At 54.3% G+C, this 21,263-nt stretch carries 17 protein-coding genes and 1 pseudogene; 15 read left to right on the top strand and 3 right to left on the bottom strand.

Going from position 1 to position 21,263, the window contains the following annotated elements:
* The first annotated feature begins 18 nt into the window (after positions 1 to 18).
* The 6 genes from ND528_RS07095 to ND528_RS07070 all read left to right on the top strand — a co-directional run bounded on the left by ND528_RS07095 (position 19) and on the right by ND528_RS07070 (position 9,678).
* Positions 19 to 2,055, top strand: a complete 2,037-nt coding sequence (locus tag ND528_RS07095; protein ID WP_263469972.1) for a type VI secretion system Vgr family protein — start codon at positions 19 to 21, stop codon at positions 2,053 to 2,055.
* Between the two features lie 5 nt (positions 2,056 to 2,060).
* Entirely contained in the window at positions 2,061 to 3,080 is a 1,020-nt protein-coding gene (locus ND528_RS07090; RefSeq protein WP_130911196.1) for a tetratricopeptide repeat protein, read from the top strand.
* A gap of 18 nt (positions 3,081 to 3,098) precedes the next feature.
* Positions 3,099 to 6,257, top strand: a complete 3,159-nt coding sequence (locus ND528_RS07085) for a glycoside hydrolase family 19 protein (RefSeq protein ID WP_263469971.1) — start codon at positions 3,099 to 3,101, stop codon at positions 6,255 to 6,257.
* Positions 6,258 to 6,340: 83 nt separating this feature from the next.
* The gene (locus tag ND528_RS07080) at positions 6,341 to 7,027 is read left to right on the top strand and encodes a hypothetical protein (RefSeq protein ID WP_225927650.1); all 687 of its coding nucleotides are present in this window, start codon (positions 6,341 to 6,343) and stop codon (positions 7,025 to 7,027) included.
* Between the two features lie 109 nt (positions 7,028 to 7,136).
* On the top strand, positions 7,137 to 8,264 hold the full coding sequence (locus ND528_RS07075; protein WP_130911198.1) for a lysozyme inhibitor LprI family protein: 1,128 nt from the start codon (positions 7,137 to 7,139) through the stop codon (positions 8,262 to 8,264).
* A gap of 46 nt (positions 8,265 to 8,310) precedes the next feature.
* Positions 8,311 to 9,678, top strand: a complete 1,368-nt coding sequence (locus ND528_RS07070) for a lysozyme inhibitor LprI family protein (RefSeq protein WP_186568794.1) — start codon at positions 8,311 to 8,313, stop codon at positions 9,676 to 9,678.
* A 3-nt stretch (positions 9,679 to 9,681) separates the two neighbouring features.
* Here ND528_RS07070 and ND528_RS07065 read toward each other — a convergent pair.
* Positions 9,682 to 9,935, bottom strand: a pseudogene (locus ND528_RS07065) (DUF6124 family protein); the annotation flags it as partial.
* A gap of 144 nt (positions 9,936 to 10,079) precedes the next feature.
* Here ND528_RS07065 and ND528_RS07060 point away from each other — a divergent pair.
* The 8 genes from ND528_RS07060 (at position 10,080) to ND528_RS07025 (ending at position 18,229) form a co-directional block, all read left to right on the top strand.
* Positions 10,080 to 10,544 carry a hypothetical protein gene (locus tag ND528_RS07060; RefSeq protein ID WP_130911199.1) on the top strand — a complete coding sequence of 155 codons (465 nt, stop codon included), beginning with the start codon at positions 10,080 to 10,082 and terminating at the stop codon, positions 10,542 to 10,544.
* Positions 10,545 to 10,630: 86 nt separating this feature from the next.
* Complete coding sequence (locus ND528_RS07055; RefSeq protein ID WP_130911200.1) at positions 10,631 to 12,025, top strand: TIGR01777 family oxidoreductase; 1,395 nt, start codon at positions 10,631 to 10,633, stop codon at positions 12,023 to 12,025.
* A gap of 9 nt (positions 12,026 to 12,034) precedes the next feature.
* Positions 12,035 to 14,485 carry an alpha/beta fold hydrolase gene (locus ND528_RS07050; protein WP_263469970.1) on the top strand — a complete coding sequence of 817 codons (2,451 nt, stop codon included), beginning with the start codon at positions 12,035 to 12,037 and terminating at the stop codon, positions 14,483 to 14,485.
* A gap of 44 nt (positions 14,486 to 14,529) precedes the next feature.
* On the top strand, positions 14,530 to 15,030 hold the full coding sequence (locus tag ND528_RS07045; protein ID WP_178083684.1) for a hypothetical protein: 501 nt from the start codon (positions 14,530 to 14,532) through the stop codon (positions 15,028 to 15,030).
* Between the two features lie 10 nt (positions 15,031 to 15,040).
* Positions 15,041 to 15,586: a hypothetical protein gene (locus tag ND528_RS07040; protein WP_130911202.1), complete on the top strand. Its 546-nt coding sequence runs from the start codon at positions 15,041 to 15,043 to the stop codon at positions 15,584 to 15,586.
* The gene (locus ND528_RS07035) at positions 15,573 to 16,418 is read left to right on the top strand and encodes a tetratricopeptide repeat protein (protein ID WP_263469969.1); all 846 of its coding nucleotides are present in this window, start codon (positions 15,573 to 15,575) and stop codon (positions 16,416 to 16,418) included. Before ND528_RS07040 ends, ND528_RS07035 begins: the two co-directional genes overlap by 14 nt.
* The gene (locus ND528_RS07030; protein ID WP_130911204.1) at positions 16,415 to 17,176 is read left to right on the top strand and encodes a lysozyme inhibitor LprI family protein; all 762 of its coding nucleotides are present in this window, start codon (positions 16,415 to 16,417) and stop codon (positions 17,174 to 17,176) included. Before ND528_RS07035 ends, ND528_RS07030 begins: the two co-directional genes overlap by 4 nt.
* A gap of 54 nt (positions 17,177 to 17,230) precedes the next feature.
* A complete protein-coding gene (locus tag ND528_RS07025; RefSeq protein WP_263469968.1) occupies positions 17,231 to 18,229 on the top strand; it encodes a hypothetical protein in 999 nt (332 codons plus the stop codon).
* A gap of 42 nt (positions 18,230 to 18,271) precedes the next feature.
* Here ND528_RS07025 and ND528_RS07020 read toward each other — a convergent pair whose 3' ends face one another.
* Positions 18,272 to 18,643 (bottom strand): DUF6124 family protein, encoded by a 372-nt coding sequence (locus ND528_RS07020; protein WP_130911206.1) that lies wholly within the window; start codon positions 18,641 to 18,643, stop codon positions 18,272 to 18,274.
* A 518-nt stretch (positions 18,644 to 19,161) separates the two neighbouring features.
* Here ND528_RS07020 and ND528_RS07015 point away from each other — a divergent pair.
* Positions 19,162 to 19,545, top strand: a complete 384-nt coding sequence (locus ND528_RS07015) for a helicase (RefSeq protein ID WP_130911207.1) — start codon at positions 19,162 to 19,164, stop codon at positions 19,543 to 19,545.
* Positions 19,546 to 19,794: 249 nt separating this feature from the next.
* Here ND528_RS07015 and ND528_RS07010 read toward each other — a convergent pair whose 3' ends face one another.
* Positions 19,795 to 21,195 (bottom strand): aminoacyl-tRNA deacylase and HDOD domain-containing protein, encoded by a 1,401-nt coding sequence (locus ND528_RS07010; RefSeq protein WP_123441845.1) that lies wholly within the window; start codon positions 21,193 to 21,195, stop codon positions 19,795 to 19,797.
* Positions 21,196 to 21,263 lie beyond the last annotated feature (68 nt).

The following is a 21,263-nucleotide window of genomic DNA, read 5'->3' as shown; positions in this document are numbered from 1 at the left end:
TCGAACAGGGAGCACACGATGTTCAACTCAGCTAACGAAACCCACTTCAGCCTCAAGGTCGAAGACTACGTCGGCGACCTGCAAGTGCTGTCGTTCACCGGCACCGAAGGCATCAGCCAGGCGTATCGCTTCGACCTCGAACTGGTCAGCGAAAACCCCGATCTGGACCTCGAACAACTGCTGCACAAGCAGGCGTTTCTGGCATTCGATCCACAGGGCTCGGGCATTCACGGGCAGATCTACCGCGTCGCCCAGGGCGATGCCGGCAAGCGCCTGACCCGCTACAAAGTCTCGATCGTGCCGCAACTGCAATACCTGCATCACCGCACCAACCAGCGTATCTACCAGCAGATGTCCGCGCCGAAAATCATTGCGCTGATCCTCGAAGAGCACGGCATCAAGAGCAACGCCTACAGCTTCCAGCTTAGCCAGCCGTGCCCGGATCGCGACTACTGCGTGCAGTACGACGAAACCGACCTGCATTTCGTCCAGCGTCTGTGCGAAGAGGAAGGCATTCACTACCACTTCCAGCACAGCGAAAAAGCCCACCTGCTGGTGTTCGGCGACGACCAGACCGTATTCAAGAATCTCGGTCAGCCGACTGCGTACGTGCAGGGCAGCGGTATGGTCGCCGACGAGCCGGTGATCAAAGCCTTCAAACTGCGTCTGGAAACCCGCACCACGCGCACCACGCGCCGCGACTACGATTTCGAAAAACCGCGCCTGCGAATGGAAGCCGCATACAAACCTGACGGCGAGAGCACTGAGCCAGATCTCGAAGACTACGACTACCCCGGCCGCTTCATCGACCGCGCGCGCGGCAAGTTCCTCAGCCAGCGCGCCCTCGAACGCCACCGCGCCGACTACCGCCAGGCCGAAGGTCGCGGCGACCAGACCAAACTGGTCAGCGGCCACTTCATGGAAATGTCCGACCACCCGCGCAGCGAGTGGAACGACCTCTGGCTGCTCACCGAAATCTTCCACGAAGGCAAACAACCGCAAGTCCTCGAAGAAGGCGTTACCAGCGACACCACCGACAACAAGGACGACTTCCACCAGGGCTACCGCAACACCTTCCTCGCCACTCCGTGGGACGTGTTCTACCGCCCGGCCCTCGAGCACCCGAAACCGCGCGTACTCGGCAGCCAGACCGCCATGGTCACCGGCCCCAAAGGCGAAGAAATCCACTGCGACCAATACGGCCGCATCAAAGTGCAGTTCCACTGGGACCGCGAAGGCCTCGCCGACGACAAAACCAGCTGCTGGCTACGCGTCTCCAGCGCCTGGGCCGGCGACCGCTACGGCGCCATCAACATCCCGCGCATCGGCATGGAAGTCCTCGTCACCTTCCTCGAAGGCGACCCCGACCAACCGCTGGTGACCGGCTGCCTGTACCACAAGGAAAACCCGGTGCCGTACGCACTGCCGGCGAACAAGACGCGCAGCGTGTTCAAAACGCTCAGCTCCCCGGGTGGCGGTGGGTATAACGAACTGCGCATTGAAGACAAGAAAGGTGCGGAGCAGATCTACATTCATGCGCAGCGCGACTGGGATGAAAACGTTGAGCACGATCAGAAGATTCGGGTCGGGAATGAACGTCACGACACCGTGGTGAAGAACACCTACACCGAGCTGAAGGCCGAAGAACACCGCACCACGATTTCCGACCGCAAGATTGAAGCGAAGCTGGATGATCACCTGACGATTGGGCAGAACCAGCATGTGAAGCTGGGGACTGCGCAGCTGACCAGCGTGGGGAAAGAGATACACCTCAAGGCTGGGGACAAGATCGTTATTGAGGCGGGGACAGAGCTGACCATTCTTGGGGGTGGGAGCTTTATCAAGCTTGATGGCGGTGGGGTTACGGTGGTTGGGCCGGTGATCAAGATCAATGCGGGTGGCTCGGCTGGGTCCGGCACGGGGATCGGGATTAAACCGCCAGTGCTGCCGGGGGCGGCGGATAAGGATAAGGCGGGGAGTTTGATGGATCAGGCGTTGTTGAATGCGCCGCCTGAGAAGGTTAAGCCGAAGGCTTTTTTTGTGTTTTCTGAGTGATCGACATGAATGGTGTTTTGAAGAAGAGCAATGGCATCACGATGGCGGTTTTCACCGCGTCGCTGTTGAGCCTGTTTCATGGCAGCGCTTATGCGGATGAATGTCCGTCCGAGGACTTTTCCCAGTTTCTGCCAGCGTTTTCTGCGAATGCCGAAACTCAGCAGCGGTGGACTGCAATGACGGTGAAGTCGCTGGTTTTGAAACCGGTGGGAGATCATGGGGTTTTTGAGCCTCAAACGATGGGGCTTACTAGCACCAATTTAGCGTTTCCGTTGATGGCGCCTGTAGGCGCGGACAAGACTGAAGGCGTAGAGGTTGAGGCGATTGACGATAATCATTTCAACGTAGTGGATAAGCGAGCAGGTAATAGCAACATCAAGATTTTTAACTTTTCTCTCCAAGCGTGTTGGGTGCTTGAGGGGGTTGAAGATTGGTCGATCAGTGAGAAAGATCTCGTAGAGACGAGCAAGCCCCGCATGAGCGAGGCAGAGAATTTTTGCTTTCAACGTGCAGAGGCCTTTAGAGGTCTAGGGGGGCTGGAGCAGTACCGACTCACAGGTGAGTTGTTTGAAGCTTCCTTGGAAAACTATCTATGCGCAGCCGCTTCCGGCGATCCCCAGGCTAGTTTGAATGCAGCAAGCTTGAGTCTTTCCGGAATGGCTCCGCAGTTGCAAACGGAGAAGGTTGAGCAGCTATTCAAGGCAGCAGCGACCACTCTGCCTGAGGGGGCGATGAGCCTCTCGTTGTTCTATTGCGATGGAAACAATATTTCCTCCAATGGCCCTTGCCAGCATCCAGCACAGGCTGAGGAAGCGCTGACGCAAGCGGCCCGTATGGGAAGTGCTTTTGCGATAAATGCACTCGGGCGTGCCTTTGAAACTGGAGAGCTGGTAACGAAGGACATGTCCCGGGCGGTTGCGTGCTACCAAGTGGCTGCCAAAAAAGGCAGCAAAGGGTCTATCGCACATTTGGAACGTCTAAATAAACAGACCGCTGAAATTACTAAAGCCAGCTATTGCTACTGATTATTGCAGGAAGCAGAAATGACAGAGCCACTAGATTTATCAAGTAACTATACGAGTGCTAACTATAGATATAAGGAAGGTGGGGATGGTTTTGTCGTAGAAAATGGCAAAAAAATCGTCGATTGCTCTCATATGGTAAACCTGTTGCTCACAGGTGCTGGATATCAAGTTCCTTACCAGAACACGGCGGGGCTAAATAGTGCGGCCGCACTTCAATACTATGATGTAATTAGTCCTGCTAATGTGAGGCGAGGAGATATCGTACTCTGGATTAACGTAATCTCTAATCGAGATAATAAAACGCTAAATCATACGGGTATCGTAGAACACTATAATAGTACGCTGGACTCTCAATATGGTGAGTTTTTTGGGGCGCAAAGCTCCGGTCCAGCTACTGCAAAGTTTGGTGCCTATAGCAAAGCATATTTTTGGCCAGTCCCTACAAAGTTTCTAAGGGTTAAGGAGTCGACTCGGACGGGGGAAGGATCCGCACCTGCACCTGCACCTGCACCGGTAGAATCTACACCATTAATGAACTTTCAGTACCCGTTTAGAAAAGCGGATGGATCGCAATTTAAGGATGCTGAAGAAATCTTCAAAGCACTTGAGAGTGAAAGCGCAGGTAACTTTTTACTTGGGAGTCATGGATTTTGGCATGGCGGTATTCATATCACGCATAAGACTGCTCCGCAGTGTGTGAGAGATGAGCCTATTCGTTGTATTGGAGATGGTGTCGTCGTAGCCTATCGATTGAATGAGGATTATTTAAAGACGGAGTTTGAAGGTTCGAGTGCTACAGAGGAATTGGAGTACTCAAATTCATTCTGCCTTGTCAAGCACGACTATAAATCACCACCTAATAAAGAGGTCGTGCCCAATACTAGTAATGAACTCGTATTTTATAGCCTGTACATGCATTTGCTGCCATATCAGAGGTACGCGGATGAACCGGAACAGACGGGCCCTCAAAAAATAAAGATGATCGCAAGTGGGTTTAAAGCTCGAAGCGATGTTGCTGGCGCAACTGGCTGCATCGAATATGGTTCGATTTCTGCTGGAACTGAAATTGAAATACTTGAAGAGCACTCTGATCACATCCACGCGAAAGGCAAACTAATTAAAGGTACAGTAGGTGGACGCACGCCAGGACAGGATTTCTGGTTCGCCTACAAGCAAAACGGTGTTGCATACCCAAGAGGTGATGGCAGTGCGAGCTGGAAAGCAATAACTGCACCGGAGCGGAAGAAGCCAGATTATTGGAAGGGCAAGGTCAGAGCGATAGTTTCCGGCTCTGGGCTTACCTTAAGGGTAGCCCCCTCACCCCAGAGTAACGGCGCTGTAGCTGGGGCTGCAATGAGACAGGTAAATAGTCTGGGGCAAAACGAAGATTTAGTACTTTGTACAAATAGCGTAATAGAATTTGATAGTGGAAAAGTTTTTAACCTGAAGATTGGTTCTAAACTTTACAAAATGGCGGAATGTTCCTTCGTGCCAAGTATTTCCAGTGCTACAACCGGTTTGAAAAGCCATTCTACTCCTGTCCCAGCAACTTTTTGGGCTTGTGTTGAAAAGCCTTATGTTCAATTGCTGGGGTTGGTTCCTACGGAGTTTGATAAGGTTGTGCCGATGGACACGGCAATTAAGGCAGGTGACATAATCGGTTTTCTTGGTTTGAATGAAACATTAGCAGGTCCTGATGGAGGGGTTTCGAGAAATTATCAAGTTCACGTTGAAATTTTTTCGGCAGATCCGAGAATTGAGGATTTTCTGAAAAATAAAGCAACTTTGAAGCAAGGGAAGCAATACTTACACTTGCCAGCAAATACGACCTTAAAAGGTAAGCCTCCTGTAACCGAAAGCGTGACAATCTCGAATGAGAAATTTGTAGAGCTCGGGAAAACTGTTCTCTATAAGGACGCTGAAGAGTGGTATGAGGTAACCGTATTTGATAATACAGAGAGCAAATCAGGTTTGCTCAAAAAAGAAGGCGCGGAGCTTCTTAGTCAGCATGACTGGGAAAAACTAGGCTTTCGCATCGTTAAGGAATTAAATTCAAATTCTGATGGTTTTCTGGATCCTGATGATATGCCAGAGTTCTTCCAGAACTTATATAGGGGCTTGGATCGATTTGGTAATAATGATCAAAAAGTTACTCCCGAGGATTTTCCGATTGCACTTAAGAATCTGGATTTAAGAGATCACTGGTCAAAGCTAATTGCATATCACCCTACGGAGTGGAAATCCAAGTCGGACTCTGCCAAATGGGCGCGGCTGGACACGATGCTAGAAAATTATCCATCTGTTCTAAAGCACGAAAAAGAACGAATAGATAGTTTAATATTTTGGGATGATCCAGCTATACAATCTAAAGGGGTAGGCGATGGAGTTGTATGGCATTTTCATCCAATCGCGCTCATTGGGAATATGATGCCATCGTCCGGGAGTAATGTCTGCAAAAAGTGTGGCAGTAATATAGCATTAACAAATGCATTGATGCGGAGTATTTGTCCATCCTCCGTAACGGATACTTTTGTAAGTGAGTTTGTCATGGTGGCGAACGAGCTTTTCCCTAAGTATGGAGTAAATACCTGTGCTCAGGTATTTCATATAATGGGGCAGGGTAAGCACGAGACTTTTCAATTTTCTGCGTTTAGGGAAAGTTTAAATTACACTCGTCGTAGCTACACAGCCGAGAAACTATATAGAATGGCGCCAACCGCTATTAATGATGGTTTTGCAAGGCTGGGGATGTCACTAACCAGAGAAGAGAAGCTTGAGTATATAGATCAGCATCTGATTGCAAACGATCCAGCGTATGGTAAACATAGCTTTGGTAGCAATCAGTACCCTCATAACGACTATAGGGGGAGAGGCCTTCTTCATTTGACCCACTATGCTAACTATCGTGAATGTGCTGTAGCGATAGGTGTGAATATCGATGCTAATCCGAACCTGGTACAGGACAATATGAGGGTTGCATTAGAGTCTGGTCTATGGTTTTGGAAGGCGAAAGGTATTGGTTCACTTGCGGATGCAAGTTCACCTGATGTAGATGCGAAGATTAAATCTGTGACTAGGATTATCAACTCTGGGCTGAAAGAACTTGATCAGCGAGAGAAGTTTACTAAAGAAGTTGCTGAGAAATTCAAGGTTGTGTTCGGGGGCTGTTCGTTATGAAGCGCTTATGTAAATTTTCATTGTTAGTTTCATTTTGCCTGTCTTCGGTGGCTTCGCTAGCTTGCGAGGTCCCTGAGAGTAAAGTGTACCATTCGATCCCGACAAAAGACGGTGCGATTGTTTTTGATCTCGTTCCTATAGAGGATGAGGCGAGCAGTGAAGATTCGAACAATCAAGTGGGTATTGATGTTAACTATGTTGATTGTTTGAGTAAATCTAAGAAGCTCGTTGGGCAGTTACCGTATTTGGCAGACACAGGAAAAGTCCGCTCGGCATTTTTTTCTGATGTTCAAGGTAGTTCCGAGAAAGAGCTTTTTGTAATACACAGTGTGGGAATACATTCAGACACCGGAGTTAGATATTCTGGTGAATATTACAGCGTGCATGTTTACAAAAAGAGCGAGAGTGGTTATTCAAGGGATGAGCGAGTCTCCAAATATTTTGGTGAGGGTGGCGATATATTGGCAGACGATTACCAGAATCTAATGTATGAATTTCCTTACAAGGATCAATTGTCTGTTAGTAATAAACTTGCGACTCCAGCGTTTTCTAAATGGAATGAAGGTGTGCCGGTTCAGCTGACAATAAATAAAAAAGCTACAATTTATAGCTCTCCAGTTTTTGACGATGTCACTCGTATGTATTTGGTTTCCGGGGATAGGGTTGAGCAGGAGGCTGTTGAGGCTGGCTGGCTTTCGATTATGTTTAAAACACCGAAAGGCAAAGAAATACGCGGATGGATCTTGTGTGGCGATGCGGGTGGATGTTGATGTCGTCGAGCATTGGCAAAGAGGGTAACAAATGAAGCGGCGGATAAATGAACGCCCCAAGCATCTCGCAACCCGCTTTGCGAAGTTCAATGCCTGAAAGCGTGAATCAATGAAAAATATATATTCGCTCCCTAGCTTTTTACCGTTAGCTTTTTTGCTTTTCAGTTCGGTGGCATTTTCTGCGAGTTCCGACTGTGGCAAAGCTTCAACGGACGTAGAAAGGAAAATTTGTCGTTCTCCTTCCTTGTCCGCAATGGATGAAAAGCTAAGTGAAGTATTCAAGTCGATAAAAAATCGGCGGGTTTTTCAATTAATCGAAAGTGAATGGCTTGAGTCGGAGCGTAACTCTTGTGAGTCAGTGGAGTGTTTAGAGGACTCTTATGTTCGGCAGATACGCTTTCTGTCGCCGGTTCCTATTGCGCCTAGGCCGACTCAGAAAGATATTAAGTTAATGTTGGGGGATAAGCCTTACAAACAGTTTGAACGCTCATGGAAGGTCATTGATTTAGCATGGCTTCCCAATGAAAAAGGGGCTGTTGAACGATTTGTGATCTCCGCTGAAACAATTTCAGGCATGTTGCATGTCATCGTGTTCGAAGGGCATTTTGATGCGGCGATGATTGCGTACCGGGGTAATCTATATGAGTACGTTGATCGCAACGACAGGCCGGTATTGCACACGATTGCGAAAGATATCGGTTTTGATGGTGCTTTCAGTTTGGGTTCAAACGACGAAGGGAAAAGATTCGCGGGAATCTTGGATGGGGCGTTTTACTATCGACAGCAGCTCTCTAAGAATCAGCTGCGGGGGATGGTTTATAAGCTCGGTTCAAAATCTCCGCCATTGGAAAGCAGTTTGCTGTTCCAGCAGTGGCCAAATGCTGATGAAAATGCTGTTAGTGGTTTGACATTCGGTTGGGGTGGTGAGTATGGAAAATTGCAAGCGTACTACTCGCACATCTCAGGGTATGAAACGATAGCGCAGGCTGGTCGGCCCGAGGCCGGTTGGAATATATATGCTCCGATTTGGAGCAAGTCACGGCCGACGTTTTATTTCAAGAATGGTGATGAAACTATTTGGCGTGCCAATGTTGCGGATAAGACGTTAACAAAAATTGCGAAGGCTAGTGATGAAGGAATGATCCAGAATCCTACCCCTGTCGATATTAATGGGCGCGAAGCAGTCGTTTATCTGAATGGATCTACTCTGAAAATGGCTATCTCCCTTGAAGAATAGGCTCGAATTAAAAATACACTTTCGCAAAATATTGTTGGAATTTGCTTTGAGTAAATATCTTATTCCGGTGCTGCCCGCCGTGCTGATTGGTGGTTTATCTCTGTTGGGGGGACATGCATTTGCTGACGATGCATGTGCCGATATCACTACGAACTCTCAGAGGGAAAGATGTTCTGTGAGTGCCAAGGTTGCTGCAGATAAGCAGTTGAATACCAGTTATCAAGAACTGATGGTTCGGCTCGAAGGTGGGTATCAAACTGATCCAGTTCTTGCGGCGAGCCAAAAGGCAACGGTTCAGGAGGCTCAGCGCGCCTGGATCAAACTGCGCGATACCGATTGCCAGGTCGATGCGTTGGAGGCGGAACGGGGCTCTTCGGCGCATGTGGCAGCGGTGAACAATTGCATCGCCAGTATGAGTCGTGACCGTTCAGTGTTTTTGGACAATATCGCGTCCGATATCGGGAGTGGCCCGACAATTGGACGTGGCTCGTGCCCTACGCAAGACTTTGCACAGTTTCTTCCAGCATTCTCCGCTAATGCCGAATCGCAGAAGCGACTAACTGCGCAGGCCGTGAAGCTATTGGTGTTGAAGGGGACGTCGGATATAGGACGGATAGTGACTCACGTCACTGCAGTGGTGGGGCGCGAGATGGCGTTTCCCTTAATGGCTGCGGTGCCAGATGGGAAAGTCGAAGGAATAGAAGTCGAGAAGGTAGATGATCGTCACGTTGACGTTGTGGATAAACGTGCCGGAAACAGCAATATCAAGATCTTCAACTTTTCGCGTAAAGCCTGCTGGACGCTTGAGGGGGTTGAGGATTGGTCGATTCCCGAAAAGGAGCTTTCTGTAGCCAGTACGCGCTCATTGAGTCGTGAGGAAAATTTCTGCTCACAGCGTGCACAAGGGTTTATTAGTTTGGGTGGTCTTGAGCAATATCGACTCACAGTGGAGCTTTTTGAAGCGGCTTTGGAAAATTACTTGTGTGCAGCTGCTTCAGGCGATCCTATTTCCAGTGAGTCTGCGGCTAGGCTGAGTCTGTCGGGTATGGCTCCGCAGTTGGAATACAGCAAAGTTGAGGCTCTTTTCAAAGCAGCAGCTTTGAATTCACCAGGAGGCGCTGAGGGTCTGGCAAGCTTCTATTGTTTTGGCAATGAAACGGCCGGAAGCGGACCGTGCCAGCGGCCAATTGATGTTGAGAAAGAGCTTATTCGTGCCGGCTCCATGGGGTCAGCGCATGCAATTGTCGCGCTTGGTGACTACTGGAAGAGTGGCGATCTCGGCGAGAAGGATATTCCTCGTGCCTTGGCTTGCTATCAGCTAGCCGCCGACAAGGGATACGAGTCAGGTCTCGATGCTGCTAAGCGACTTCGGTCGGAAGTGATTGAGCCAATAGCTCCGAGCAAATGCTACTAAATGTGCAACCGAGCGGCGGGAGCCGTGGAGGTCGTCGGCGAGGTCTGAGGCAATGACGCTTATGGACAGGCGGTCTTCGGAGGCGTTGGCCATGAGTGCTTCGGCGTGGGTGCCGGGGAGAGGTTAAAGAGGCCGGTCTCGCGTGTTGCGTTTGGTTCAGTGGGCAGTTTGACGTGGTGGTCTATGGCGCGTTCGGCGGCTTTGTGGAGTTTCTTGGATTCCAGCGATTCAATTGAATGTATTGGAGCAGGTGGCACTCAGTGAATGGAAATGCGTACAGGGGCATTCAGTTGAGCTTGCCCCAATCTTGTTTGAGGTGGGTGTTCGCATTCTGCACGACACTTCTATCACCGACATTGTTTGCTCAAGATTCCACCTGCGAGTTTCATGACGTTCAGCCAATGCTGGAGCTCGTCAGCTGTGTCAGCAAGGGCGCAATTGCAGTCCTGAAACTTTCGCCACTTCATCAGTCAACTTATGAAGGTGATCTAGACGGCCTCCCCACGTTTATCGTGCGGGGTAAGGACCTCGCCGAAGTCACGAAAACTGTGGGAATGAGTTCTTTATCGTCGCCATACAACTTGCTTGTCAAGCTGCCGAATGCTGAGGCAATCATGCACTTCGATGGACTTCCTGAATCAGCCAGTACGAAATTGGCAATGTCAGGCTGGGTGCTGACGGATGCGCGGGATGTCGTGTATGGAAGGCAGGATGGCGGGGAAGGTCCGGGGATTGTATGCAGCACCCATGAAAAAGCGACCGGCTATGAATATGTGGTCGTGACGCAATGTAATGCCTTTTATGAGGAGGATATTGCTAGGTTGAAGGAGCTGCTCGTCTTGATTGACGCTCACTCAGTGCGATAGCGACAAAACGTATTGTGTTCGAGCGACTGAAAACACCCATTTTCCTTTAAACTCCCCACCCCCAAGGAACGCGCTCAGGACACGGAATGCCAGCCCCCTCGATCTCCCTTCGCCCAGCGTTGGTGCTCTGGCTATACGCAGCCGCAATCGTGCACATTCTTGCCGGCCTCACCCTGACGTGGGCCGGGCATTCCGGATTACTCGACGGCTATCTGCACACCCTCGAACTCGCATTCTGGGGCGCCGATCCGGTTCCCACCGCCGGCCACGAACAACAAGTCTGGTGGCTCGCGCTATTCGGCGCGACGCTGCAAAGTTATTCGTTGTACATGCTCGCGCTGGTGCACTTGGGCAATCGCTTGAAAGCCCCGGCGATGTGGGGCTGGTTGACCGCTGGCATCCTGTTATGGGCGCCGCAGGACATGTGGCTCTCAGCGCAACAACAGGTCTGGTCGCACCTGTGGCTCGACGGTTTTGCGTTGCTGGTGTTGTTGCCGCCACTGTTCTGGCTGTATCGGCATGACCGCCGGAAGTCTCCTGCAGTAAAGACAACGAGCCTGTCCAACCCGTTTGCCGGTGGCGCTTTCAAACGTGTGCTGATCACCGGCGGCACCGGATTTATCGGTAAAGCCTTGGTCAGTCAATTACTCGACGCGGGCCACTCCATCAGCGTACTGACGCGCGATCCGTTGAGCGCGGCCAATCTATTCAACGGCCGCATCCGCTGTGTGCATTCGCTCAGCGAACTTAGCCACGACGAAGCCTTCGACGTAGTGATCAATCTCGCCGGTGCCCCTGTCGCCGGCCCACGCTGGACTCCCAAGCGTCAGGCGCAACTGCTCGCCAGCCGAGTCGGCACCACCGAAGCGTTGATGACCTGGCTGAAGAACACCAAGCATAAACCGGCCCTATGGATTCAAGCCTCGGCCATCGGCTTCTACGGCGTGCGCGACGCCAGTGAAAACCTCGACGAACACGCCAGCAAGGGCGACGGCTTCATGGCTGAACTCTGTGCGCGTTGGGAAGCCGCCGCGCAACCGGCCACGGAATTTGGCGTGCGTCAGGTGGTGCTGCGCCTCGGCGTGGTGTTCGGCCCCGGCGGTGCGTTGACGCCGTTGCTGCTGCCGTTCCGCCTGGGTTTCGGCGGGCGCATGGGCGATGGTCGGCAGATCATGAGTTGGGTGCATCGCGACGATGTGCTTCAGGTGATCGCGCGGGCTTTCAACGATGACAATCTGCGCGGCACCTACAACATGGTGGCGCCGGAAACGGTCAGTCAGGCCGCGTTCGCCGAGCAGGCCGGCAAGGTCCTCAAGCGTCCGGTGTGGTTGCATATTCCCGCTGCGCCAGTGCGTGCAATGGCGGGGGAGATGGCGCAGTTGTTCTTCGACGGTCAGTGCGTGGTGCCGCAGCGTTTGACTGAGGCTGGCTACACATTCCGTTTTCCAACCCTCGACGCTGCTCTGCGCGATCTGACCTGAGGATCGTCCATGAGCAAGCCGTTGATGTACCTGCTGGCCGGCAACGGCAGCGCCGCCGATTGGTGGGATGACGCGCTGCCGTACTTCCAGCGCTACGACGTGCTGCCGCTGGAGTTGCCGGGCTTCGGCGCCAATCCGCTGCCACCCTGCGAGGATCTGGCGGACTACGCGCAGACCTTGTTGGCGATGACGCAGAAGGGCAGCGCGATCATGGCGGTCGGGGTCAATGCCTTGCTGGTGCTGCACGCGTTGCAACGTCGGCCCGGACACTTTTCCCGCAGCGTTTTGTTGGCGCCGGTCGGTGCGTTTTTGTGGCAGCGTCGCTTGCCGGCATTGATGTCGCCGCTGCCAATTCGCAAGACCATTCACTGGCTGCTGTCGAACAAACCCACGCTGTTCGCGCGCAAGTTTTCCAACCAGACCTGGACGCCTGCGCAGTACCAGCGCATGGGCGCCGGCTATGCGCGCTGCCGTGCGTTTGTGCCGCACTGGGATCTGATTCGCGCCGACACCGCGTTGCCGCTGCTGGAGTGGATCACCGATCCGGTCGAGTTGGTCTGGGGCGATCAGGACGCTGTACTCGGCATCGAGCAAGCGGCGGCATGGTCGGCGATTCTCGCCCGCGCTGATCTGACCATCAGCTTGAAACCCGGTTGGGGCCATTACCCGTGGATCGACTCGCCCGCGCAGTTCGCGCAGTGGCTGGAGTCGGGCGAGCGCGGGTTTGTCGCCCACACCAAGGGCGGTCGTTTGCGCCTGGCTGAGCTGGCCCGGCAAGCGGTGCCAGCGGCGCTGACGCTCAACGAATGTGCCGATCCGCGTCTGCCGGCATTTCTCGCTGCTCAACCTGATGTGACTTGGGCGGTGCGCTCCTCCAGTTATGGCGAGGATCAGGCCGATTTGGCGAATGCCGGTTTGAGCACGACCTATCTGCGCGAACCGACCGCCAACGTGCCGAAACGCATCGCCGAGCTGACGGCCGAAGGCGTCGAGGAAGTGGTGGTGCAACGCTTCATCACGCCGCTAGTTTCCGGGATCGCGTTTGTGCGCCATCTCTCGGTAGAACTGGAGTGGGTTGAAGGCCATCTCGAATCGCTGGCCGACGGTCACGTCAGCCCCTCGCGAGCAACGCTTTCGCGGCTCGGCGATGCTTGGCGCAGCGGCACGTTCACGCCATCCCCCGGCTTAACCGAAGACCTGCTCTGGCGCTTTCTGCAAGACGTGTTGCGCGTCTTTCACTATGTACCGGGCGACGTCGAATGGGCCTGGGATGGCTCGCAATTGTGGCTGCTGCAATACCGGCCGATCAGCGACTACGGCTGGCGCCGCCACCTGACCGCCGCCAACATCGCCGAGATCCTGCCGCCGCGACCGAGCGTGTTGGTGGAATACGCCCAACGCCGCGCGGCAGCGAGTATCCCGGCGATCATGGCGCGTTGGGATGCGCGAGTGTTGCAGGACAACGAGCCGTTCACCGCTGTGTTCGGTGGCGCGTCCTATATCAACAATGATCTGTTTCTCGCCCGGCTGGCCGACTGGGGCATCAGCGCCGCTAACTACGCCGGTGAAGTCGGCGGCGCGACCCCGCATCTGCCGTGGCAACCGCTGAAGATACTCCGTTCGTTGCCGCTGTTTTTGCGTATGCAACGCAAGGCTCGCGGCCATTTGCTGAATCTTGAAAACGGTTTGCAGCGCTTCGATCGGGAACTGGCCGAACTCGTCGCCCAAGCTGCCGATGGTCAGCAATTGGCAGACTGGTTCACTCGGTTTTACGTGTTCGTGGTGCAAGGCAATCTGTGCATCGCCACGGCACTGGCCAGCAGCGGTGGCGATTGGCTGGGTCGCCCGCCGACTGCTTACGACAACCTTGAAAACAGTCCGCATCGATTGCCGTGGGAAACCGATCCGGCCACCCCTCGGCCCGCGTCGAGCGATCTGCCGCTACAGCCATTCCCGCAATGGTCTGGACTGATCCGCCTCGCGCATTCGACCGGCCTGCCGGGCCTACGCGGTTACTACCTGCAAGTACGCGAGTGGTATCGCGACAACCTCATGCGCATCTTCTTCCGCCTGCATCACGCGATGCCGCTGGCGGATCGCGAGCACTGGTTTGCACCGCATCCCGACGTTCGCACCCGAGACGGCAGCTTCTGGCAGGACGGTCGCGAAGGTGCGGAGCAGGCGACCGGGTTCATGATTTATCCGGGGCAAGTGCGGGGCATCCTCGGCGAGGACATCTTGCTGGAAGACACTCTCGATCCGGGGCGGCACGCGCATTACCAAACAGCGCGGGCAGTGATTGCGCGGATGGGTGGGCGGTTGTCGCATGGCTCGACGTTGCTGCGCGAATTGCGAAAGCCGTCGGCGGTGATGCCGCAGGTGGACCCGGCGTGGGTGGGGTGTGAGGTGGTGTATCGGGATGGTGAGTTGAGTCTGGTCAATCCGGGTAACAAGGGATGAACCGGGAGCCGTCGGTTTTAGGTCTTCCATTAAGGAGTTACTACATGAAAGGATTTTCGGCTCTTCTCGGCAGCTTGATATTGGCTGCCACAACCATGGCATTCGCCGCCGACCCCGACTTCAAGGATTATCCCGTCACACCAGTTTTCACCGGCACCCACCATGCACTGGTGCCGCAGGAAAACAGCAATCCGGTGATGGACAGTGCGCGATCAAAAGCCTTGAAAGGCAAGGTCAACTTCGCCGGCCATTACATCCTCAACCCGTTGGGTTGTGGCGGCGGTGCCATCTGCGCCGAAGTGCTCGATGCACAAACCGGTGAAGTCTCTGGCGGTCTGCCGAATGCCTACGACGGCAGCACCTTCGCCATGGCTTACAAACCCGACAGCCGCTTGATCCTTATTTCCGGTATCACCCTCGACGGCGAAGAAGACGCTCAGGGGAATTCGCTGGAAAGCGTCAACCGGGATCGTTACTACGAGTTTGTGAACAACGAATTTCGGTTGCTGACGATGACAGACGCAGAAACGCCGCCGCTTGATTAAGGATTAGGGGATGAACCGCTTACTCACGGGCTGTCTTTCTCTGTTGCTCTCGCTTCCGGCCGTCGCCGCTCCGACCGATGCCTACACCCAGCGCGACGTTATGCAATGTGGCGGCGTTGAAGTGGTGTTGGTGTCGTCCTGCCGATCAGTGACGGTGGAGGACACCGCCGACCACGTGCTGCCGGTTTGCTCCGACCAGACCATCAACATCGGCGGCAAAGTGCTTCGGCGTGATGTCGGCAAGGTTTCCCAACTCACCTCGGACGGGGTGAAGACGAAGATGCTGAGCAACGTGGTGGTGGCAATGGATTGTGTGACAGGTAGCAAGGGCAGCCTTGTTTCAATCGGTGGTTACGGCGGTTGCGGTGCCTGCCCGGAGTGGCGTGGGTATTACTCGACGGCAGGACGGCTGGAGCAATATAGCTTCGATAATACCCAGCGCTCGTTTGGTTCGAAGGGCTCCCGGGGAGTGCTGATGGAGGCCTATGGCGTTACCAAAAGGCAGCTGCAATCGGAAAGCCCGGCGGTGAAAAGGATTGAATATGGCCAGCCTTAAGTGGGTGTTGATGTTCGGCAACTTGGTTGCCGCCAGCGCCTTTGCCGAAGAGCCGCCAATAGTTGGCATTGACGGGCACACAGTGACGTTACAAGCAAAAAAGTGGACTTCACCTGTGGTGGAGTCTGCCACTGCCTGGTTCACGGCAAATGGAAAAACGTTTCCGCTCTTCCATGCTGGCATTGGTACTCAGGCCTATCCCGAATGGCTTAGCCCCGATAAGAAAACCTTGTTGGCGACCCCGGTGGAGTACGGCGTAGTCATAGGTGAGAACGGTGAGGAAATAGCGACATCACAGGGGCATTGCGCTGTGATTTCGATGGAAACCGGTTGCGTGTTGGCTGAGAGTTACGAAAGGTTTTGTGAGGGTAACTGGGAGGGCCATCAGTGGGTTTCCGAAGAGGGCGGGGTGCTCAACCCTGCCTTGGAAACCAAACCTCCCAAGGAACTGCTGAAACATGTCTTGAACCTCGAAACGGCGCAGTCCCGCGCCGAATCCCTTGAGTGGAGCATGAGTTTTTTAAGCCCGGAGTCCTACATGGCGTGTCATCCCCCGGCGCAAAATGTTCAAGCCTACAACGACCTCGGCTTTTATCTGGCGGAGGGCGGTAGAGATGAGCTGGCGCTGAAGTTTTATCGCGGCGTTGAGGCGGTGGGCAAGCGTACGGTGTTGATGTTGAACATGGCGGATTCCTTGTGGCGACTTGATCGAAAAGAGGAAGCACAGCGCTATTACCGCGAGTACGGCGAAGCGATGACTGCCGCTGGCAAGGCGCAGAAAATTCCGCAACGCGTCGTTGAGCGATCAGAGTTTCAGGGAATGAAAAAATGAACAGGTTTGCCCGCTTTATCGTGTTGGCCCTTGGGCTGATGTTCACTTCAATTGCGCTCGCTGAGGATACTTGCAAGGTCATTACCGTAAGTTGGCAATACCTGGAATGCGTTGAAGCCGACCGTAAAGCGGCCGACGCAAAACTTAATGCCAGCTACAAAAAACTGATAGCGCGTTTCGCGTCTCAGCGAGAGGAAGACCCTGCACAAGCTGAGGCATTTATTGCAATCGCCAAAGATTCACAACGTGCCTGGCTCAAGTTGCGCGACACCACATGCTTGCTGGAGGCCACAGAAGTACAACCCGGCTCACAGGCGCAGTCCTTGATGATCAGTCTGTGTGTGGCACGGATAAGTCTGGAGCGTGCCGGTTATCTGGAAGCGATCGCATCCGATCGACCGAGTGATGTGATCAATATCAGTCAAGTGTCTGAATCCGCCTCTCGACGCTTCGGCGATGTCGTGGCTCGCTACGTCAGTACCTTCGGCAATCCTTGCCTGACTGTTCAGACTCTCGCGCCCGACGGCAACTGGAGAGTGCTGTCGTCCAGGCAGTTTTGCACTTTCGATGGCAAGAGATTCTGGAGCGACTATGCCGACGCAGGTTTTGAGGATCACGCGTTTGCCGAGGACGGGTTACACGTAACGCTCAGCCTCACGGAGCTTCGTGCACCCGGAGAGAAACGTCTCGCCTGTGTAATTCCGATTCAGAACGCGCAAATCCAAGAGCTGAAATGCGGCGCGCCTGAATCATCGTGATGCCCTCGCGCTAGTTATTGAAGATTGATCAATTCGTCGATCAACAAGGAAGTAATGGAAGTGACCAGGTTTTCAAGTCGTGTGTGCATGCTCGCATCGATCATCGGTCTTACCGCGCAAACGGCAACCGCTGATGACCTGCAAACCATCAAGCAAATGCATCCGCCGGTGGTGGCATCGGTGGGCGAGCAGAAGATCACCGTGTTGTTCTTGAAGAACACGCTCAAAGGTCAGACGACAGGTGGCTACGTTCCCGGTGGTGAGGTTTTTTACACGACAATGAGTGCCACGAAGCCAGAACTCTCGTTTGTGGCGCCGCTCGTGGGTGATGAAGTCGCATCGGTGTTTTTCTTCGAACGAAAATTCCCTGAGCAAGCGGGGAAGTCCCTGTACGTGCTCATGAGGCAAAAAGAGTCAAACGGTGGGTTCGAAGGCTATACCTATTGGACGCTGGAATTGCCACTCATCAAGCAAAGCGAGCAGTTGTCGTTGCGTTTTTTTCGTGGTGATCCGCCAGACCCTGAGTTGCAGGATTGCCGAGACGGCCGAGACCTTGAAAACGGCGTCGATGTTGTGTGTGCCTACAAGGATGCGGCGAGTATCAAAAAGCGCCTGGCAGACCTCGATGCAAAGATCATTGCCGATTCAAAGCTTCAACAGGATCTGCGCCAGAAGTCGCCCAAAACTAACGGCGACGTGACCAGTGTCGCTTGCCCCTCGCCCGACTTTTCAGCGTTTCTCGCAGCCTTCTCCGAGCGCGCCGATGTGCAGAAATCCTTCGTCCAACAACCGCTGAAAATGGTCACGACTGTGGCCGGTGATGCTGAGCCTGAGATGGAAAAGCGCAGCCTCAGCGGTGAGGAACTCAAGTTTCCAATCATCCCGGATCAGGCCAAGCGAGAAGTCCAAGGCCTGACATTGACCGTCAAGGAAGAGCGGGGAGATCACGCCGTCGCCATCCTGCAGAAACCGGATACCGACTATGTCTTCGAATATCGGTTTGTCCGGGGGCAATGCTGGCGGTTGGAAGAAGTGATGGATTATTCGCTCTAGAAAAGGGGACTTAACGTCCCCTTTTTTCATCCGCAAACCGCGTTACGGCTTGGCCGGCGTATTCCGCACTTCAATGTGATCAAGCATCCCTTCCACCATCAACCGAACCCCGTCCGCCATTCTGCTCAGGGCCAGCGCGACCGAGCGGCGAGAGCCGTGGAGGTCGTCAGCCAGATCGCAGGCGATGACGCTGATGGACAGCAGGTCTTCCGAGGCATTGGCCATGAGGGCTTCGGCGTCGGTGCCGGGGGAGAGGCTGAAGAGGCCGGTTTCGCGTTTGGGGTGTGGTTCGAGGGGCGGTTTGAAGTGGTGGTCGAGGGCGCGCTCGGCGGCTTCGTGGAATTTCTTTGATTCGAGAGATTCGTAGGGCGATATATCTGGGGTTTCGGGGGGATTGGGTGTTGGTTTGATCATTTAAATATACCGATTAAGGAGCTAACACCCTTTCGCTCGCACTTCGAATTAGGTGGCAGCTGTGTATAGGTGTGCAAGACCGGCAATCGGCAAACCGGCAGACCCGAAGGTCTCCCACACACAGCTGCCATAACGATTTGCGAGCATAAGAAAACGCTCGGTGAATAGCTATAACCGATAGTGTGCCGATGCGGACTTGCACGTCCGTATCGCCGATTTTGCGGCGACCCACAGATCCTATCGATAGCCAGCCAACTCGCCTAGTTCATGGACAGCACCGCACTTTGCAGGAAATTTCCCATAGATTCGCGGGCCGGAAGATCAAAAGATCGCAGGCTTCGCCAGCTCCTACAGGGATGTGTTTCAACAGGTGTAGGACGCTGCTTGCGGAATCGTGACTTGGCAGTCATCGTGCGGGAAAAAGTTCGCATCCTCTTCCAACAGCGTCAGATACTGGCGTTATCGTCCGAATCCCTTACACTGCCCCGGCCGTTCATTTTCCTTTTGAGGCTGTGCGCATGAAATTTCGTTTTCTCCTGTGGATGATGGGTTTGTTGATGGGTAAGGCCAGCCGGACCAATCCTGCGTTCCAGCAGCAGTTGGGTGACAAGGATCTGGTGTTTCAGCTGCAGACGCTGGATGGGAAAGTGGCGCGGCATTTCGTGGTCAAGGATCAGCGCATCACCAGCAAATCTGGCGTGGTGGCGGAGCCGGCGTTTGCGATTGCGTTTAAAGACGCCGGTTATGGCTTTGCCACGATGCAGGCGAAGAACAAGCAGTTGGCGTTTATGCAGGGGATCCAGGACAAGTCGATCCAGCTCAAGGGGAATCCGGCGCTGGTGATGTGGTTTCAGGGGTTGATGAAGTATTTGTTGCCGAGGAAGGCTAAGCCTAAGGCTTGAGTAGAAGGGATGTTGTGGCGAGGGGATTTATCCCCGATGGGCTGCGCAGCGGCCCCAAAACCTGAGACCTCGATATAGCTGACACACACTGTTGGCTGGGTTTGCGACTGCTGCGCAGCCGGTCGGGGATAAATCCCCTCACCACAGGTTTTGTGTCAGACAGGTAAATTGGGTTGGATTCATCGCGGGCAAGCCCGCTCCCACAGGGATCGTGTTGATCTTGTGGGAGCGGGCTTGCCCGTGATGCGTTTAGCCCTGGCTGAATTGCGAAGCCAGTTCCCGCAGCAGCACTTCAGCCTCAAGCACTTTGCTGACCACATCATTGGCTTTTTCGCGGCTCAAACCGACACGCTCGAGCAGGGCATCGGGAATATCTTCATCCGGCCCAGAGCCAATCCCGCGACTACGCAGCAGGCGCACGGCCAGGCAGACAAGGTTCGGGTATTCGGCGTAGGCGCCGTCGTAGCTCGGGTCGTGCTGGAAGCGCAGGGCGGTGGCCAGCTCATCGGGCATGTCCCAGTAGCGCATCAGCCACGAGCCGATCTGTTCGCGGCTGATACCCAGCAGGTGTTGCTCGATGTAGCTGTGGCACAGGTGCGGGTTGACCTCCAGGTGGCGGCAGATCAGTGAGAAGTGCGGCGGGAACACGTGGGCCAGCAGCAAATAGCCGAAGTTGTGCAGCAGACCGGCGAGGTAGGTCAGGCCGGCTTCCGGGCGCTGGGCGCGCGGCATGGCGCGGGTCAGGCCTTCGATGACGGCGGCGGTGTAGATCGACTGCTGCCAGTACGGCGTGGTGTGTTGCGGGTGGTCTTTGGGCAGGCTCAGGGTCTTGCCGAGGGCCAGGCCCAGCGCCAGGTTGATCACCAGATCGAAACCCAGCACACGAACGATTGCGTCTTCAACTGAACGAATCTTGCCCGGCGAGGCGTAATACGGCGACGCCGCCCAGCTCACCACTTGTGCGGCCAGTGCCGGATCGGTTTCAACCACGCCAGTGATGTCGTCGATTGTGGCGTTCGGATCAACGCGCAACTTGATGATTTTTTGTGCAGTCTCGGCCAGCGGCGGAATCTCGATGGTCGCCTCCAGACGCTGCTGAATGCGCCGCGCGGTGAACGCCTGCACGGCCTGGGTGATTTCCTCGCGGTCATCGTCCGGGCGGTCGAGGTTCGGGCGGATGCTGCTCAGGGCTTCGCCGAAGTTGGCGGCGCTGGCTTTGGTCAGCATCGATTTGAAGTCTTCGCTGCTGATTTCCAGCAGCAGGCCCGGCTCGCCGGAGTTGATCAGCAACTTCGGCTCGCGCAGCAGGCTTTCTTCGTAGAGGCACGGCGAACTGGTCAGCGCCGGCAGGCCCGGCAGCAGGCTCAGATTGTGTTTGCCGAGCATCTTCTCCAGGCGCTCGGTGGACACGGCTGTGAGGCGGCGGCCAGTGAGTTCGGCGAGACGATTGAGATCCAGCAACTGGCTCTGTGGAAACAGCACCATCAACGCGCCCACGGCGTCATCCAGCAACACGGCCTGCACTTTGCGCGAGGCATTGAGGCCGTGGTGGTCGAGCACTTCTTCGTAGGCAACGCCCAGCTTGTTGAGCAGCAGCCGAATAACAGACGGAGCTTGCGGAGATTCGGGGACGAGAGCAGCTTCGGTCATGGTCTGTATCCGTTTTTGAAACAATGGCAGGAGTATAACCAGCTCTGTAGGAACGATCCTGCACAAAC

The organism is Pseudomonas mercuritolerans, from assembly GCF_025706525.1.
GTDB classification, from domain to species: domain Bacteria; phylum Pseudomonadota; class Gammaproteobacteria; order Pseudomonadales; family Pseudomonadaceae; genus Aquipseudomonas; species Aquipseudomonas mercuritolerans.
Note: the sequence above shows the minus strand (reverse complement) of the source record. Positions and strands in the feature narration are given on the sequence as shown.